Consider the following 16925-nt stretch of genomic DNA (forward strand, 5'->3'; position numbering starts at 1 on the left):
CATTTGATTTAGAACCTTTTATATGGGCGGATTTAGGGGAAGAGACATATAGGCGGTCTAATATTTCGAACTTTGAAACTATAATTGTGGACATTCGTAATAGAAAGAAGGGAGTGATGGACGTGAAAAAAACATTGTTAAGTGTTGTGATGTTGGTATTGTTGATAGTTTTTCCGATTCCGGCATTTGCAGAAGATTTTACAATCAAAGATTTTAAAATTGATGCACAACTCGAAACGGATGGAAATGTGCAGGTGAAGGAACGGTTAACGTATGAATTCGACGGTTCTTTCAATGGAATCACCCGTGACCTTTATCCGAAAGAAGGTAGCAAAATCAGTGATCTTCATGCTGAAGAGAATGGGAAATCTCTGAAAATCGAAGGGAATGATGGCAGCTATAAAATACACAGGAAAGCAAAAGATGAGACTGTCGCTATTGAATTAACCTACACGATTGTAGAAGGTGTAGAAAAATACTCTGACATGGCACAATTTTACTGGCCGTTTTTTGACGACCGAAACGAAACTGACTTTGGAAATGTAATGATTACTATTCGCCCGCCTGAAGTGACGAATGATGTAATTGCGATGGGCTATGATGCTGCACGTGGATTAGAAAAGACGGATGAAGAGGGAACGGTTGTATTTAACCTTGGAGAAATATCAGCTGGGACGAATGCAGATGTCCGCATTGGTGTTGACGAGGCGCTATTCCCCGGGTCTCTACAAACAAGTGACCAAAAAATACGTCCCGAATTGGAAAAAGAGCAAGCATCATTAGCAGCTGCTCAAGCGCGTTATGACAAGATGCATAAGTTGTCAGGGCAGGTGGCACCATTCATATTTGGAAGTGCAGTACTGCTGTTGCTTCTTATAGGCGTATATGTCATGCGAACAGAAAACAAATGCCGCGAGAAAGCAGCTTTGGATTATCCAGAAGCCTACTTTGTTCCAGAAGAGATTATGAGCTTGCCTTCAACACTTAGATACACGGTATTGCATGTGGAAAGTACACAAATTCAAACAACCGCATTATTAGATCTGCTTAGAAAAGGATACATTGAAAGAGATGGAGAAGATGCATTTCGTGTAATCAGTCGTGATACGGAGTATGAGCACGAACGATTGCTCATTGAATGGTTATTCGATGGTTTTGGTAATGGAGAAACATTTTCCTATAGTGATTTGGATGTATTGGAAGGAGACAAAATATCAGTTCAACAGGAAGTCAATAAATACAATACATTGCAAAGTGCCTGGGAGAAGTCTATTAAAGAGGAAATAGATGAAAATCATTTGAAGGGCGGCGGTAAAGGAGTCCGTGTCTTATCCGTAATAGCAGGATTTTTACTGATCGCACCTATGATTGCATTTGGAATCTATGATCAACCGATGTGGTTATTGTTTTTGATATTCCCAAGTCTCATTCTTGTACTATTTGGATTTTTGTACGCTCCGCAAACAGTCAAAGGGCATGGAATCCAATATCAGTGGGAGGCTTTTAGAAAGCGATTGCCTGAGGTGACAGAAGCAGATTTGAATGATCAACTCGATGACGAGCAAAAGCGTGCAGTGATTTTTGGAATAGGTACGAAAACACTTAATGAAAATAAATTGTTTGAATCACATTCAGTATACGATCGAGGGTTTGTTCCGCCAATTATGTACTACTTCCCAATCGGTACGCTTGCATATACGCAATTGAACCGGGCGGATAGTGCAGTTGCTGCATCGAGCTCGTCTTCGTCATCAGTCTCTGGTGGCGGGGGAGGAGTTGGAGGCGGAGGTGGCGGTGCTGGAGCCTTTTAATCCTTGATGACAAAAGTTAGTCACAACCAGTGCAATCCTTAATACAATTAGCTAGGTAACCTACCAGAACCGTGATAAGATGAGGAAATATATTATTTTGGTTCGATACTGGCTGTAGGAGCGTATAATATGAAAAAAACATCCCTAACTTTATGGTTGTTGCTAACCAATTTGCTCATTGCCTTTTTAGGCATAGGTCTCGTGATTCCCGTCATGCCGACGTTAATGAATGAATTACATCTATCCGGAAAAGTAGTCGGCTACTTAGTCGCTTTCTTTGCGGTTGCACAGCTTATTGCCTCTCCGTTATCGGGGCGTTGGGTAGATTCAATTGGGCGGAAGAAAATGATTGTCATTGGATTGCTCATGTTTAGTGCATCAGAACTGCTATTTGCTGTCGGTCAAACGCTATCTGTTTTGTTTGCATCCCGAATTGTCGGTGGAGTTAGTGCAGCTTTCATCATGCCAGCGGTCACAGCATTCATCGCGGATATCACCACAAACGATACTCGGGCGAAAGCGCTTGGGTATATGTCCGCAGCAATTTCCACTGGATTTATCCTTGGACCAGGAGTGGGTGGGTTCCTTGCGACACTTGGTACCCGAGTTCCGTTTTTCTTCGCAGCAGGTCTAGCGCTATTTGCAGCTATCTTCTCGCTGATTATGTTACGCGAACCTGAGCGTCAATATGAGGAAACGATGAATACGAAAAAACCAGGATTTACACGGGTTTTTGCACCCATATACTTCATCGTTTTCCTCCTGATTTTTGTCTTGTCATTCGGACTGGCATCGTTCGAATCCATATTTAGCTTGTTTGTCGATCACAAATTTGGATTCACACCTGCAGACATTGCCATCGTTATTACAGGAAGTGGAATTGTCGGGGCAATCGCACAAGTCGTACTGTTCGATCGACTCGCAAAACGGATGGGCGAAAAGAAGCTGATTTACCTGTGTTTAGTTTTATCCGCTGTTTTAGTTGCAATGATGACAGTAGTGAATTCTTACTTTGCGGTTTTAGCAGTTACGATTGTCGTGTTTGTCGGATTTGACTTAATCCGTCCAGCGGCGACTTCCTACTTATCTAAAATTGCAGGGAACGAGCAAGGATTTGTCGGGGGCATGAACTCCATGTTTACGAGCATTGGAAATATGATTGGCCCAATCGTTGGGGGCATGTTGTTTGATATTGACCTCGACTATCCGTTTTACTTCGCGACGATTGTACTCATCGGAGGAGCTATACTCGCATTTGTTTGGATGCGTAGACCCGACGTAACAAAAGACCCTATACACCAGCCGTTGTAATCGGCTGATGTACAGGGTCTTTTTCTATAAGAAGAACACAATCAATTGGGATGCTATCGCAACTAGGATTAGCGCAAATGGATAAGCAGCTGCGTACGCTATCGCTGGATCTTCTGAGTCGATTAGTTGGTTCAAGGCACCAAGTGCAGGTGTACTTGTCATGCCACCTGAAAGCCCGCCAAGTGAGTGGACGACACTTAGTTTTAACAGTTTGCGCGCAGCGAAATAGCCGGCGAAAATAGGAATCAGTGTTATCAGAACCCCACCAAAGATGAGCTTCACGCCTTCAGTCTGGATTACTTCTACAATACCGGCACCTGCTGTCGTTCCGGCTCCGGCTAGGAATAGCACCAGACCGAGTTCACGGATTACATGATTGGAAGGACCATAATAGCGAACGTGGATAGGTCCAAGCTTACCGAAATGCCCGATGATCAGAGCGACAAAAAGTGGACCTCCTGCGGTTCCTAGCTTAATGGTACCAAGACCTGGTATTGGTATGGGAACCATACCAAGCAATACGCCAAGCAACAACGTCACACTGATTGAAAAGATATCCAAATTCGTGATGGCGAGTTTTTTGCGGTTGAAAAGTTCCTCGACTTCATCAAGTCGTAGCTCCGTACTGACAATCGTTAAGACATCCCCGCGGATCAGCGGCAAATTTGGATTTTGCGTAAGTTCAATTCCCTCACGTGTAATGCGGGTGACAGTCGTCCCGTGATCTTTTCGTAATCTAAGGTCTTTCAGTGTTTTCCCCATTACTTCATCTGAATAGACGGTCACTTTTCGGAGGTGGACATTATCGGGATTCTCTAAATCTGTGTCGACAGGCTTCCCAACATATGCGATCAGCCCATCGAGCTTCGTCTCATTGCCTACGACAACTAGATTATCACCGTTCAGCAATATCGTATCACCTAGAGCAATCATCGTATGACCATCACGGATGACCCGGCTGACGACGGCGTCATAGGGAGCGAAATTCAACTCGCTTAAACTACTTTTGTGAAGCATCGGGTTCGTCACTTCAAGTGTTGTGAGTACGGGAGAACCTACTGTCCGGATCGGGTTCGCGGTCTCTTCCAAGTCTTTTTGTAAGTCCACTTTGCCGATACGGGGCAACAACTGGACAAACAAGACAACGGCTAGAACACCGAATGGATAGGCAATACCATAACCAACCGACGCTAGTGGATCATGAGTTGCCTGCAAGGCAGCGGCTAAACCAGGTGTACTTGTAAGGGCACCAGTCATTAGTCCAACACTGAGTGCCGGGTCCAGGTTGAGCCCTTTTGCAACCAAAATCGTCGTTACAACAGCAAAAAGGATGATTAGTAACGACAAAATTCCGAAAATCAGGCCACTTGATCGCAGCATGCGGAAAAACTTCGGACCTGCCTGCAATCCGATACCGACTATGAAAAGACTCAATCCGAGGTTTTGGATCACTGGCGAAATGGCAAAGCCGAAATGTCCAAATACCATTGCAACTAGCAAAACTCCTGCTGCACCTAAGTTAAGACCCTTAATGGACAATGAGCCGAACCAGGAGCCCAGAAATAAGATAACGAATAATAAAATCAGTGGTTCGTCGAGTAACGAGCGCAGTAATTCCATCCAATTCACCTCTATGAAACAATCTACCCCAAGTATACTGTAATGAACCAGCTGAGTGCAGTGACAAGTCCTGAAATTCCCATTGCTCTGAAAGATAGTGAATCTGTGGATTGGGATGAAAAGGTTAGTCATCTTATACAATAGGGAAAGAACGAAATGAGGAAGTACACTAGCTACGTATGGAAAGGAGTTTTCACGTGGGAATATTATTAATCATTTTCATCGCTCTCGGTGCTGCGGGGGTGCTCCTTCAAGGGTTGATGTATACGAAGCAATTCAACTTGAATTTAGGAATTCGTGTCATGAATACTGTACTCGGACTACTCATTGCATACATAACATTCACATCGTTTCCAGAAGGGGAAACTATAAGAAAGTTAATCGCGGCAGCACTGGGAATTAGCGCTGTAGGTGGTTTGGCAATTAGTTTTGTAAAACGAGAGGCACTCGGAGGTAGAGTACTTCTCACCCTCTCCGTATCAGTCGGACTCGGCTTTTTGTATGCTGGAATATGAATCGGAACAGATAGGCTGCTTCTAAAATAAGCAGTCTATTTTTTCTTGTTGACTCTTACGTTACGTCAGCCTTTACACTGAAAGTATGAAAGGAGGATGGGTATGAAAGTGAAAGAAGTAGCAGCATTATCAGGCGTGAGTGTCCGAACGCTGCATCACTATGATGAACTAGGATTACTGAAACCCGCAGAAACGACTGAAGCGGGATATCGGGTTTACTCTGACGAAAATCTTGCTGAGCTCCAACAGATTCTGTTTTACAGAGCACTTGGTTTTTCGTTGAAACAAATCAAAGAAATACTGTCTAATCCATCATTTAATCGACTTGAAGCATTGGTTAGTCAGCAACAGATGCTTCATCAGAAGCGTGAGCAACTCGATGACATGATCCGGACGATTGAACAAACCATAAAAGAAGGAAAGGGTGAAGTGACGATGACACGCGAAGAACGATTTAAAGGATTCGACTTCAGTGAAAATCCTTATGAACAGGAAGCGAGAGACCGCTGGGGAGATGAAGCTGTGGACGAAACGAACAAGAAGTTGCAACAGTTCGGTGGGAAACAGCAGGAAAAAATGAATGCAATCTACCGGCGTCTTGCTGAAGTGCGACATCTCCAACCTGATTCTGAGGAAGCCCAAAAAGCAATCGGTGACTGGTATCAGTTTTTGAACACGATTGGTACGTATTCAATAGAAGCATTCTCAGGACTTGGGGAGATGTATGTTGCCGACGAACGGTTCACAACGAACATCGATAAGTTTGGGATAGGGCTCGCGAGCTTCATGCGCGATGCGATGAAAGAATATGCACAACATAATAACTAGTACTGAACAGGCATCCTTCAAAGGGTGCCTGTTTTAGTTTGACCTCGTTTAGTCATTGTTCTATGATTAATCAAAACAGTTTGACACTAGATGGAAAGGTTGTGAGCCAATGAACGTTCCTGTTAAATTACAAATCGGTGATGAGATTCGTATTGTCGCACCAAGTCGTAGTGGTTCGATATTATCAGAAGATGGTGTGAAAAGCGCAACAGAACGTTTGGAAGCACTTGGATTCAAAGTCACGTTCGGTACGTATGCATTTGAGTCGGATCTTCAACACTCCGCATCGATTGAACATCGAATCGAGGATGTCCATGAAGCGTTCAGAGATCCTGCGGTCAAAGGCATTCTGACGGTCATTGGCGGATTTAATAGTAATGAGTTGCTACCGTTTCTGGATTACGAATTGATTGGGAACAACCCTAAAGTATTTTGTGGATATAGTGACATTACCGCGATTGCGTCAGCGATCACGGCCAAAACAGGGATGATCACGTATTCAGGACCTCATTTCTCAAGCTTTTCGATGGATATTGGCCGAGAATGGCAGACGGAGTTCTTCAAAAAGTGTCTCATGCAAGAGGAACATTTTGCGCTCACACCCTCTGAACAATGGAGTGATGATTCATGGTACATGGATCAGGAAAATCGAACCTTTGAACCAACAGAATGGAAGGTTTATAACGAAGGAACGGCCGAGGGCCAAATCTTTGGTGCAAATTTATGTACGTTGAACCTACTGCAAGGAACGGAGTATATGCCTGATTTGGGCGATTCTATTTTATTCCTAGAAGACGATGAAATGACGATACCCGAAACGTTTGCACGGGATTTGGCTTCGCTGCTACAAGTAGCAGGTGAAATACGTGGACTGGTGATAGGTCGGTTTCAGCGCAGCTCCAAGGTCACTGATGAACAAATCCAATATATTCTAGACAAACACCCGATGCTTCAAAACATACCTGTTCTCTATGACGTCGATTTCGGTCATACCCAACCGATGTTCACGTTCCCAATTGGTGGAGAAGCAGTTGTGAATAGTGGTGATTGTTCAATCGAATTGACAAAGTTCTAACGTGACAAACAATCTCTCAAACTGGCACTGCTTCATGCAGTGTCTTTTTGCAATACGTTCTCTAAAGTGAAAGTTTCTTGTATTAAGCACTTTTATAAGATATGTATGCTAGTTTGTTTGATCAAATAATTCGTTCGTTAGGTCTCCGTTAATGCCAATTGCCGCGGCACTTCCACTGCCTGCTGCTACAATAAGCTGTGCAGGGACGATATTTGCCGCATCACCCGCGGCGTATACGTTCCATACATTTGTGCGTCCATATTCGTCCGTTTGGATTCCTCCGTATCCGTTCAATTTGCAGCCGAGGATTTCGGCAAAATGGTTAGGGTGCGACCACAGGGGAGTAACGAAACCATATGATCGGTCAATCAGCGTGCCGTCTTCTAGACGTACGCGTTCAAGTTGACCGTTTGCGCCTTCAAGCCCGGAAAGAATATCTTCCGCAACTTTTATACCACGTGTTTCCAGACGCTCCCTTTCATGTAGTTCGAGTCGTCCTTCTCCGTTAGTGAACACAATGAGATCCCGACTCCATGTGAAAACCTCTTTTGCAAGCTTATAGACATTTTTGTCCGCAATGACGGCGAGAGGCTGATCGCGAACTTCCCAGCCGTCACAGTATGGACAGCTAAACAAGCTTGTCCCATAAAATCGTTCAATGCCAGGTACATTTGGCTGCTCATCTTTTAATCCTGTCGCCAGCAAGATTTTAGTGCTTTTATACACGTTGCTAGATTCTGTGGTTACTTCGTAATTTGTTTCTGAAATACGTTCAATAGAGAGTGCCTTTTCAGGTTTGACTTGAATGGAAGGGTAAGCTCCCAATTCTTCCAATGCAAGCTGCCGAAATTTTGCCGGTTGGATTCCATCACGTGTTAAAAACCCGTGCGATTCCCGTACGACATGATTACGGGGTTCATTACTATCAATTAAAATGACATTTCTACGTGCTCTCCCGAGAACGAGTGCGGCGTTTAATCCTGCCGGTCCCCCACCGATGATAATGCAATCATAGTTCATCTTTTTTGCTCATCCTTTCTTCATACATTCACTTTACCCATGTCTACTGTGATTAAGCTTAAAGAACGAATTAATGTTAGGTGTTTTCCGAACAATCCTGGATGTTTCTTGCACTTATCAATTTACGAGAATACTAACAGAACACTTAAGGGAGTATAGAAACTGACTGTCCGCAAGTGCTATGTTTATTTTTTGTGTAAAGTTCTATACTTTTGGGCAAAGATAGGACGAAAAATGGGTTCATAATATAATCGAAATAGGTGAGAAAATTATAAGTGATTTTGAACTTCTACCTAAAGGTTCCGGTAAAAGGTTTGGATTATTTGAAACTGAAAGTAATAATATCTATGAAGCTGAATATATTGCTTACAATAGTAAAAGTGAAGTAGTGTATACACTTAAACCTGGCGAGCAATCCCACTAAGTAAATAGCAACTATCTTCAACTTTAGGGGGAGTTGAATTAATAAGGACTTGGCTGCAAAAGTGCAAGATGGTTTAACTGGAGTATTACAATAACAGATTTATTACTAAGGATATAGTTTGATAAAAATAACCTCATTGGATTCTTATCCGTAAGAGGTTATTTTTAGTTATGCTTTTTATTGAGTTTTGGTTTCAGCTAATAACTTTAAATTTCAATTGTGTATAAGAAATAATGCCGGACAATAAGAAGAAACTAATAAGCGTTCCTTCTCGAATATTGATTGGTAAATTGTATAGTAGTGATAATGATATTGATAGAATAATGGAGAATAGATCGACACAATATCTGTATTGAGAAAAAGAGTGTTTAGTTAAGTCAGCCATTCGTAAACATAAAATTTCAATAGGGAAAGGAATGATGTTTAATGATAAAATAATGCCAGTTGCGCCACCGGCTAGTATCGTACCGAAAATAAAAAGTCCGATTCTTATTAAATAATTTTCTACGTGGAACGTACCGAAAATAGTATAGAGGAAAAAATTAATAACCATTCCAAAGGACAAGATGGAAATGAACATCAAAGCGAATTTTCTAAGATCCTTTTTTTTACATAGGCAGATATAACCGATTAGAAAAATTAGATTTGCTATGAATGTCATTGATCCAACTTTGATGGAGGTCCATTCAGAGATTGATAAATTCATCGCATTAAAACTACTTACTCCAACATCAGCTTTTAATGTAAGACTTATGCCAATAGCACTTATTATATAGAGTAGAATCGATTGAATTACTTTTTTCATGATTATTCCTGTAATAAGTCCATAATTTGCATTAAATTTGATATCGTATATGTGCTCTTAGGTGAACCTGATTTAGGCATGCTTCTCTTAGGGTTAAACCATACACAGTCAATTCCGGCATTGATTGCTCCTTTAATATCCGATGTTACTCGATCACCTATCATTAAAAATTCTTCTTTACGGCTTGAATTCAGGGCATCAAAAATATAGTGAAAGAAATCGGGATTCGGTTTTTCATAGCCAATTTCTTCGGAGATAAAAAGTTGCTCAAAATATCCTTGTAGCTTAGCATCTTCTAATCTTTTTCTTTGGGTCGTACCTACACCGTTTGTTCCAATATATAAGTTATAATCTCGCTTACTTAAAGCATTTAATAATTCATGTGCATGGGTAACGGTCTTGTGTCCTTGGTTTAAATGCTCACGGTATATAGCTTCAACATTTGCTCCGTTCTCATCTATTCGAAATTCCTTCAAAAAAAGTAAAAAACGCGTTGTTAACACTTCTTCACGGGAAATCAAGCCGTCCTCTAATTGATGCCATAATCCATCATTTATACGCTTATAACATGCAATGGTATGTTTGTTATAGGGCAACTTGTATAGCGAAATAATTTGTTTTAAAGCCTTTTCTTCTGAGTCTTGAAAATCAAGTATCGTATCATCTAGGTCAAAAATAATATGTTTGTATTTGTTCATTCTTATCCACCTCTTGATAGTAATATATCGATAGTAAGAATATAATAATAGGAGATATCTCATATTGAGGTGATAAAATGGAGAAAATTAATTTGAAGGATTACGCCGAAAACTTCGAAGATACATATAATGATATTCAAGAAACTTTTCCGAAAGAAGTTTTACCTCAAGCTATTATTTGTAAGTTTTCATCTAATGAATATATAGTGCGCTTTGATGAAGATATTCAGTACTTATTTTTTTTATTGGATGGGCGAGCAAAGATATATATAGTACACGAAAATGGAAAACGTGCACTGATTCAGTTTCTTAAGAAAAATGATTTTATTGGTGACTTATCCTTGATTGAGGTGGAAAAAAACTTAAAAGATGTTGTTGCTATAAATGAGTGCACTTGCTTAGCTATTCCATTGGCTTCATCGAGAGAGCACCTGTTAAATGACAAACTTTTTCTATATAATTTATCAAGATATTTAGGTGACAAATTACTAAAGAGAACGGATCATTACACAGCTATGCAGGATTATGAATTCAAAAATCGATTGGCGAGATATATTCTTCAAATAGAAAACGATGGATTCTTTCAAGAGAAGCATACTGAAACAGCAGAATACGTAGGGGTAAGCTACCGACATTTATTATATACACTTAACCAATTCCATGAAGAAGGTCTATTGGAAAAAAGGGGAAGAAAATATTTTATCATTAATAAAGAAAAGTTAGAGAGATTGAGTTCGAAAAGGGATTAATATCCCATGAAGTTTGCCAATAAAGGGGCAATCCGTGGTGCTCTGTTTTCGTCGGAGCTAGACTAATCGATGGGCTCAGAGGTACTTAGGTGGAACAATTTTCTTCGCTAGCCTGAAATTATATCGACATAGAGACCGATTTTCATTCTCTGTGGAGAACCTCTGATTTTTGTGCTTCATGGATGACTAATGGGTGTTTTACAATAAAAGCGGTATTCCAAAAAGTGGAACTTGTGGAGTAAGCACATTTTGAGGATCGTGTCTATCCAAAACCTTGCTTTCTAAAAGCTATTTTAGTTATGGGACTAAGAAAGATATTCCAGAATCTGTAACTTTTTCAGGGAGCTATATTTCCTGGATTATCGAGTTGAATCGGGGTATTTATACAATCACAAAGTTCGAGGGAATATGAAAAACAGTTCCAAGAAACTGGAACTGTCTTTTTTTGTTTGGATATCATTATTAATACCGATGTTTCAAATTCTATAGTTATGAACAAATTCCCTGCACTCTGTTCAATAAGATATCCAGTTCATGACTGCATTCGACAACGCTTGGATGTGTGAATCCTAAGTGTTCTGCTTTTTTATACATTACTTTTCTTTTTACTTTAATTCTCAACAACAGTAAGTTCATTTTGCCCGCCTTAAACATTTCTACGCCCCCGTAATATAGATTACGCTTCAAATCAAGTAGCAATATTCTTGTAAGTATAGAAGCAACTTGTTCATCATATATAACGCAGAATGAAAAGTATGTCGTATTGTGGGTGGATTCTAAAATGCTTCTAAAATGTGACGGTATTGTGTACGGTGTTTAAATATTCGGTCAACTAAAATACTACTAACTGACATTTATTTCACTCCATCGCTATTTCACGCTTGCATCTTCATGAAATATCGAAGTTCAATAATGTAAACTCGTCTTTATAAGAGTATTAAAAACACAAAATTATCATGACCATTGAAAACAATGGAATCATAATTGAAAAGAAAACCGGTGACAGCTGGAAAATATTCGTTAACTCTAGCGAGGGATCAATAGGTCGGTGAAAACAGAAGTCTCAAACAAATGAAAAGAAATAATGGAGTTATTAATTTATCAGAAATCGGAGATGTATAGACAGTCTAAAGGTTTATCCTATCCTGTTTTTCGCATATGACCTCTGCTGCGTTCAAAGATTTGTGAGAATGAGTACTTAAACAGATGGGAGCGGTTGTAGATGCTGAGATTTTTGATAGAACATAATAAACCAAAGAAGGACACCGATGCTTTGTTGTAGAGGTGTCCTTCTTTGGGCGGTAGAAATTAAAATATAAGATTCTTTTCTGTTGCCGCATTGTATAATGAAATCAAAACTATTCAAATCTACAATACGATAATTAAAGGGGTTATTATGCAAATCATGACGGAACTACTTAAAAAACCATGGTTTCTGGGGAGTCTAGTTGTTATTTTTGTGGCTGTCGTTTTATGGAACATCCCGATAGAGAAAAGGAAATATGGACTCTCTCAAGGTAGTTTAGTAACAGATTATACTGGGCTTCTTCCTCAACACGTTGAACGAGTCGTTAAGGCTGAAAACCGTGATGATATGCAAAGGATTGTCAAAGAAGCAAACCGGAATGGACAGAAGATCTCGGTTGCCGGATTACAGCATTCGCAAGGTGGCCATACCTATTACAAAGATGGTGTCGTTCTGGATATGCGCACTTTTAACAAGGTATTAGAAATTGATGAACGGAAAAAGACCATTCGTGTAGAAGCAGGAGCCTCGTGGGAAGATGTCCAAGAGGCCATACAGCCTCATGGGTTAGCCTTGAAAGTAACTCAATCCCAATCTATTTTTACAATAGGCGGTTCCCTTTCAGTTAATGCGCACGGGCGGGATATCCGTTTTGGTTCGATGGCGGAAACCGTAAAAGAAATGACGTTATTAACCCCTTCAGGAGAGATCAAGAACATAACTCGGGATGACCCAGATGAATGGATGAAGTACGTATTTGGCGGGTATGGATTGTTCGGTGTGATTTTAGACGTGACATTGGAATTAACGGAAAATGACGTATACACCATTCATACAGGAAATCTTAAAACAGATCAGTATGAGTCCTATATTAACGAGTTATTGAACCATCGAAATACAGCGATGCACTATGCCAGAGTAAGTGTAGCGCCTAGTACCTTCTTAGACGATATGGTTGTCGTCAATTACGATTACACAGAAAAACAGGATCATAAAACGGTGCTCAAAAAAGAACAAGGTGTTCAACTAAGTAAGCTAGCACTTGATGTAGGGCGCCAAGGCGGGGATTTGGAAGATTTGTTTTGGGGAACACAAAAGCGATATATTGGTTCTCTCGATGGAAAAGAAATTACCCGGAACAATGTAATGCGCTCGGAATCCACATTTATGGAATATACGAAGCCAGGGCGGATAGAAGTGTTGCAAGAGTTTTTTGTTCCAGTTCATGCCTATAAGGACTACATAAATGATTTAAAGCAGGTGATCCCAGCAAACGACAGAAATGATGATTTTAAAGTCCATAATATTACAGTTCGCTATGCGGCTAAAGAAGACTTCACGACATTGAATTATGCCAAAGAGGATATGTTAGGTTTGGTTGTATTGATTCAGCATGGACTAAAGGAAGAGGAGATTGCCAACGCTACATCACTCATCCAGAGTTGGACCAACTTAACCCTCGAACACGGAGGAACCTATTACCTGCCTTACTATCGCTATCAAACGAAGGAACAATTTAGGAGTTCTTACCCTGGATGGGAAGAATTCGAGGAGGAAAAATTACGAAAAGATCCAAATAACGTTTTCCAAAATATGTTTTATGAGTATTACGTGAAGTGAAGGAGCACAGCATGAGTCATAAAAGTGCACGGTATCTACCGCTTGTTGTTACGGTGGGGCAGGTAGTTATTTTCCCATATTATATAATTTGGCTGAAGCAAGTATCGTTGACGTTTACATTATTTGCATGGTTTTTTGCGTCGTTTTCTTTTGCAGCCGCATGGGGTTACCGCATCTATCAGACAAAAAAGAATAAGGATCACTCTTATCTATTTATTATTTATGCTGGCATGGGAAGTGTGTACATACTTATTGGCTGTATCAAGAATTCGTATGAATTCCTTCCCTATGTTGTGCTTCCATTGCAAGTCGTCCTTGGCGTGTTGCAAGGGTACTTCCGTGCTTGGCATTCTGATCAGGACACATACCATTTACACGCGGTTCATCACTATTTGATTGTCGGCTTCATGATGATCGGGTTTAGCTTTCTTAAAATAATTTCCCCAGTTGTCTTTATTACTATTTTTGGTCTCTTGTTGTTGATTTGTGGCTTTTGGGAATTTATTAGAAGAGGAAAGTTGAACGTCCCTAAAAAAGTCTAGAAGCATGTTGCTCCTCCTGACACAAACAGTAATCACTCATAAATACACGGAAAAGACCGCTAATGAGTTGCTGATTAGCGGTCTTTTGATATGGAAAGATTGCACATGGATTTTCTAATTTGTCTCTTTTACCTGGTCGGTTTGCGTTTGTTTTTGTCCTAAGTTTTTATCCACAGGAATAACTAAGTTCAGAATCACTGTCGCAAGTGCACCTACTGAAATCCCTGAAGAGAGAAGGTAATTTGCCCAGTTTGGAACGGTCGCTAGCACTTCTTTAGGAAGCACTGTAACTGCAATCGTTAGTAAAATCGGAACACCGATGACAATCATATTGCGGTCGTCGATAATAATCGGTTGAATGATTTTCATACCATTCGTGACAATCGCCACACACACAATACCGAAAATCCCGTTAATGACGGATTCCGGGATGCAAATAATGATTGCAGACAATTTGGGGATGAACCCAAGTAAAACAAGGATGAAACCGCTCGCCATGATGACCATACGGCTTCCAACTCCCGTAATGGCAAGGAGTCCTGCGTTTGATGAATACCCAGTGAGTGGTGTACTTCCGAAAAGAGAACCGACGAAACAGCCTAGTCCTTCACCGAACGATGCACGGTTCAAACGCTTTTCATCCAGCTCTTCCTCAGTAATGGTCGATACAACAAACCACGTTCCAGTCGTTTCAAGTAGGATGATCAAGTACACAAGCATCATCGTGAGGATGGCTCCCATATCGAATACAGGCTTTCCGAATGGCAGTAATGTCGGAAGAGAGAACCAAGCAGCGTCTTTTACAGGTGAGAAGTCAATTGGATAAAAGAAACTTGCAGCGATCGAACCCGCAACAATTGCGAGGATGACTGAGACGAGTCGGAAGAATGATCCGAATCGTGGCAATCTTTTACCGAGAACCATACATGTTACAAGGACACCAGCTGAAATCGAAGCGATTGCTACGTTTTGACCGATGGTACCTTCTGCAAAGTAAATATTGTTCAAACCAACAGGCATTAACGCGATACCGACGATGATGATGACTGTTCCTCCAACGATTGGTGGGACAATTTTACGGACGGTTTTTGCGAAAACTTTCAAAGGATAGCCAAGGAGTGCAATCATGATGGCTCCAGGAATGAGACTTCCTGCAATTGCACCAAGTCCGAGCTTACCGCCAATTGCGGCAATTGCACCAATTGGTACATAGGAAGGCCCTTGAACAACTGGAAGTTTTAATCCAAATCCAGTTTGAATGAGTGTAGCAAGTCCAGTTGCAAGGAAACACATTTGAACGAAGAACGAAGTATTTTCAGTACTTAACGATAGTAAGCCCGCTACGATGATGGGCGCTATGTACAAATCCATTGCGAGTACGTGCTGTAATCCGAGTGCAATTGCTTTCGGATAACTAACTTTCTCATCAACACCGATGAGTAGACCGTCTGGGCGTTTCTTGGACAACATGAACACTCCTTAGTTCGTTTTGTTGAGGTATAGATTGGAGTATAAAGAATGAAATTCGATTTGTACAGTCAAAATACGAACATTTTTATATTTTTTTACCTGTTGGTTCGCATTTTAGGTTGACCAAACTGAATTCCTTTCGTACACTTGGGGTAACCAAGAGAATGGAAGGGGATCTATCCATGTTGAAAGATATAGCGTTACAAGAAGAGTGGCTCGTTGCTTGTCGATCTCAAGATGTCCAAGAAGCACCTATTCAAATTGTTCTAATGGGAGAACGACTTGCGATTTTTCGAAATAGTAAAGGGGTTCATGCATTTAAGGATTTATGTATACATAGAGGGGCTGCGCTTTCACTCGGTGAAGTGAAAAATGATTGTCTTGTATGCCCGTATCATGGCTGGGAGTACGAAGACGAAGGGGATTGTGTGAAAATCCCGCAGTTACCAGAAGGAAAATCGATTCCGAAGAAAGCTAAGGCGGTTACCTATTCTTGCGTCGAAAAATATGGATTCATTTGGGTGAACCTTGCAGGAAATGAACCTGAGTTCTTTAAGTATCCAGAGATGGAGTCAGATGAATGGAGAAGTGTCATCTGGGGTCCCCAGGAAGCAGAAGCCCTTCCACCGAGAATTGTTGAAAACTTCTTGGATGTAGGTCATCTAGCTGTCGTTCACCAAGGTTTTCTCGGTGAAGAGGCACATCGTGAAATTGAACCGTATAAAATGAATGAAGTAGATGGAAGAATGTATTCAGATGAAATTCGTATTTTCCAACCTGATGCGGATGGAACTGGCGTTGCAAAATACGTGTACTATACGTATGAAATTGTCCGTCCACTCACGGTACGATTTACAAAACGAGATGCAGAGAATGATACCCTGATGACCATTTTGCTAACGGTTCGTCCGATGTCTGAAACGCATTCAGTGGCGTATGGAATTTTGTCGTTCAACTACGATACAGGGCAAACAGATGAAGAAATCATAGAGTTTCAAGATATGATATTCGCTCAGGACAAGCCGATTGTTCAAAACCAAAAACCTGAAGAATTGCCACTCGATTTGCAAGTGGAATTGTCCCTGGTGTCGGACAGAGTCAGTATTGCTTATCGTCAGTATTTGAAAAAATGCGGTGTCGTTCTAGGTACAGCTTAATAGGTTTGCGAAAAGCTATCCGATTTGGATAGCT

The 16925-nt window shown here is 40.9% G+C and carries 15 protein-coding genes; 9 read left to right on the plus strand and 6 right to left on the minus strand.

Translation table 11 applies throughout. From position 1 onward, the window contains the following. On the plus strand, nucleotides 1-1811 hold a 1811-nt coding region (locus RL70_RS03310; protein WP_039042004.1), incomplete at its 5' end, for a DUF2207 domain-containing protein. A 129-nt stretch (nucleotides 1812-1940) separates the two neighbouring features. Beyond that, nucleotides 1941-3122, plus strand: a complete 1182-nt coding sequence (locus RL70_RS03315; RefSeq protein ID WP_039042005.1) for a tetracycline resistance MFS efflux pump — start codon at nucleotides 1941-1943, stop codon at nucleotides 3120-3122. 24 nt (nucleotides 3123-3146) lie between these two features. Here RL70_RS03315 and RL70_RS03320 read toward each other — a convergent pair whose 3' ends face one another. Beyond that, entirely contained in the window at nucleotides 3147-4742 is a 1596-nt protein-coding gene (locus RL70_RS03320; protein ID WP_052245741.1) for an aspartate:alanine exchanger family transporter, read from the minus strand. A gap of 197 nt (nucleotides 4743-4939) precedes the next feature. Between RL70_RS03320 and RL70_RS03325 the strand changes: the two genes are divergently transcribed. The 3 genes from RL70_RS03325 to RL70_RS03335 all read left to right on the plus strand — a co-directional run bounded on the left by RL70_RS03325 (nucleotide 4940) and on the right by RL70_RS03335 (nucleotide 7160). After that, nucleotides 4940-5257 (plus strand): hypothetical protein, encoded by a 318-nt coding sequence (locus RL70_RS03325; protein ID WP_039042006.1) that lies wholly within the window; start codon nucleotides 4940-4942, stop codon nucleotides 5255-5257. Between the two features lie 96 nt (nucleotides 5258-5353). Then, on the plus strand, nucleotides 5354-6085 hold the full coding sequence (locus RL70_RS03330) for a MerR family transcriptional regulator (protein WP_039042007.1): 732 nt from the start codon (nucleotides 5354-5356) through the stop codon (nucleotides 6083-6085). A 109-nt stretch (nucleotides 6086-6194) separates the two neighbouring features. Then, nucleotides 6195-7160 (plus strand): S66 peptidase family protein, encoded by a 966-nt coding sequence (locus tag RL70_RS03335; RefSeq protein WP_039042008.1) that lies wholly within the window; start codon nucleotides 6195-6197, stop codon nucleotides 7158-7160. A gap of 108 nt (nucleotides 7161-7268) precedes the next feature. Here RL70_RS03335 and RL70_RS03340 read toward each other — a convergent pair whose 3' ends face one another. From RL70_RS03340 to RL70_RS03350, 3 genes are all read right to left on the minus strand, one after another. Continuing rightward, a complete protein-coding gene (locus RL70_RS03340; RefSeq protein WP_039042009.1) occupies nucleotides 7269-8180 on the minus strand; it encodes an NAD(P)/FAD-dependent oxidoreductase in 912 nt (303 codons plus the stop codon). 617 nt (nucleotides 8181-8797) lie between these two features. Continuing rightward, nucleotides 8798-9409 carry a YitT family protein gene (locus tag RL70_RS03345; RefSeq protein WP_039042010.1) on the minus strand — a complete coding sequence of 204 codons (612 nt, stop codon included), beginning with the start codon at nucleotides 9407-9409 and terminating at the stop codon, nucleotides 8798-8800. 2 nt (nucleotides 9410-9411) lie between these two features. Then, nucleotides 9412-10107 (minus strand): YjjG family noncanonical pyrimidine nucleotidase, encoded by a 696-nt coding sequence (locus RL70_RS03350; RefSeq protein ID WP_039042011.1) that lies wholly within the window; start codon nucleotides 10105-10107, stop codon nucleotides 9412-9414. Nucleotides 10108-10184: 77 nt separating this feature from the next. On the opposite strand from RL70_RS03350, the gene yeiL reads away from it, so the two are divergent. Then, nucleotides 10185-10856 (plus strand): transcriptional regulator YeiL, encoded by a 672-nt coding sequence (yeiL, locus tag RL70_RS03355; protein WP_039042012.1) that lies wholly within the window; start codon nucleotides 10185-10187, stop codon nucleotides 10854-10856. Between the two features lie 489 nt (nucleotides 10857-11345). On the opposite strand, the gene RL70_RS17450 is transcribed toward yeiL, so the two are convergent. Beyond that, the gene (locus RL70_RS17450) at nucleotides 11346-11510 is read right to left on the minus strand and encodes an aspartyl-phosphate phosphatase Spo0E family protein (protein ID WP_125101295.1); all 165 of its coding nucleotides are present in this window, start codon (nucleotides 11508-11510) and stop codon (nucleotides 11346-11348) included. 742 nt (nucleotides 11511-12252) lie between these two features. Between RL70_RS17450 and RL70_RS03360 the strand changes: the two genes are divergently transcribed. Further along, nucleotides 12253-13722 (plus strand): FAD-binding oxidoreductase, encoded by a 1470-nt coding sequence (locus RL70_RS03360; protein ID WP_231567221.1) that lies wholly within the window; start codon nucleotides 12253-12255, stop codon nucleotides 13720-13722. A gap of 11 nt (nucleotides 13723-13733) precedes the next feature. Further along, on the plus strand, nucleotides 13734-14264 hold the full coding sequence (locus RL70_RS03365; protein WP_039042013.1) for a hypothetical protein: 531 nt from the start codon (nucleotides 13734-13736) through the stop codon (nucleotides 14262-14264). 114 nt (nucleotides 14265-14378) lie between these two features. Here RL70_RS03365 and RL70_RS03370 read toward each other — a convergent pair whose 3' ends face one another. Continuing rightward, nucleotides 14379-15734 carry a nucleobase:cation symporter-2 family protein gene (locus RL70_RS03370; protein ID WP_039042014.1) on the minus strand — a complete coding sequence of 452 codons (1356 nt, stop codon included), beginning with the start codon at nucleotides 15732-15734 and terminating at the stop codon, nucleotides 14379-14381. A gap of 182 nt (nucleotides 15735-15916) precedes the next feature. On the opposite strand from RL70_RS03370, the gene RL70_RS03375 reads away from it, so the two are divergent. Beyond that, nucleotides 15917-16891 (plus strand): aromatic ring-hydroxylating dioxygenase subunit alpha, encoded by a 975-nt coding sequence (locus tag RL70_RS03375; RefSeq protein WP_039042015.1) that lies wholly within the window; start codon nucleotides 15917-15919, stop codon nucleotides 16889-16891. The last annotated feature ends 34 nt before the right edge of the window (nucleotides 16892-16925 follow it).

The organism is Sporosarcina sp. ZBG7A, assembly GCF_000813425.1.
Lineage (GTDB): Bacteria > Bacillota > Bacilli > Bacillales_A > Planococcaceae > Sporosarcina.

What these genes read in the sequence shown, in the direction of transcription:
- RL70_RS03315 (WP_039042005.1), top strand. Translation starts at nt 1,941, where the DNA reads ATGAAAAAAACATCCCTAACTTTATGGTTGTTGCTAACCAATTTGCTC.
- RL70_RS03320 (WP_052245741.1), bottom strand. Translation starts at nt 4,742, where the DNA reads ATGGAATTACTGCGCTCGTTACTCGACGAACCACTGATTTTATTATTC.
- RL70_RS03330 (WP_039042007.1), top strand. Translation starts at nt 5,354, where the DNA reads ATGGGTATGAAAGTGAAAGAAGTAGCAGCATTATCAGGCGTGAGTGTC.
- RL70_RS03335 (WP_039042008.1), top strand. Translation starts at nt 6,195, where the DNA reads ATGAACGTTCCTGTTAAATTACAAATCGGTGATGAGATTCGTATTGTC.
- RL70_RS03340 (WP_039042009.1), bottom strand. Translation starts at nt 8,180, where the DNA reads ATGAACTATGATTGCATTATCATCGGTGGGGGACCGGCAGGATTAAAC.
- RL70_RS03345 (WP_039042010.1), bottom strand. Translation starts at nt 9,409, where the DNA reads ATGAAAAAAGTAATTCAATCGATTCTACTCTATATAATAAGTGCTATT.
- RL70_RS03350 (WP_039042011.1), bottom strand. Translation starts at nt 10,107, where the DNA reads ATGAACAAATACAAACATATTATTTTTGACCTAGATGATACGATACTT.
- yeiL (WP_039042012.1), top strand. Translation starts at nt 10,185, where the DNA reads ATGGAGAAAATTAATTTGAAGGATTACGCCGAAAACTTCGAAGATACA.
- RL70_RS17450 (WP_125101295.1), bottom strand. Translation starts at nt 11,510, where the DNA reads ATGTTTAAGGCGGGCAAAATGAACTTACTGTTGTTGAGAATTAAAGTA.
- RL70_RS03360 (WP_231567221.1), top strand. Translation starts at nt 12,253, where the DNA reads ATGCAAATCATGACGGAACTACTTAAAAAACCATGGTTTCTGGGGAGT.
- RL70_RS03365 (WP_039042013.1), top strand. Translation starts at nt 13,734, where the DNA reads ATGAGTCATAAAAGTGCACGGTATCTACCGCTTGTTGTTACGGTGGGG.
- RL70_RS03370 (WP_039042014.1), bottom strand. Translation starts at nt 15,734, where the DNA reads ATGTTGTCCAAGAAACGCCCAGACGGTCTACTCATCGGTGTTGATGAG.
- RL70_RS03375 (WP_039042015.1), top strand. Translation starts at nt 15,917, where the DNA reads ATGTTGAAAGATATAGCGTTACAAGAAGAGTGGCTCGTTGCTTGTCGA.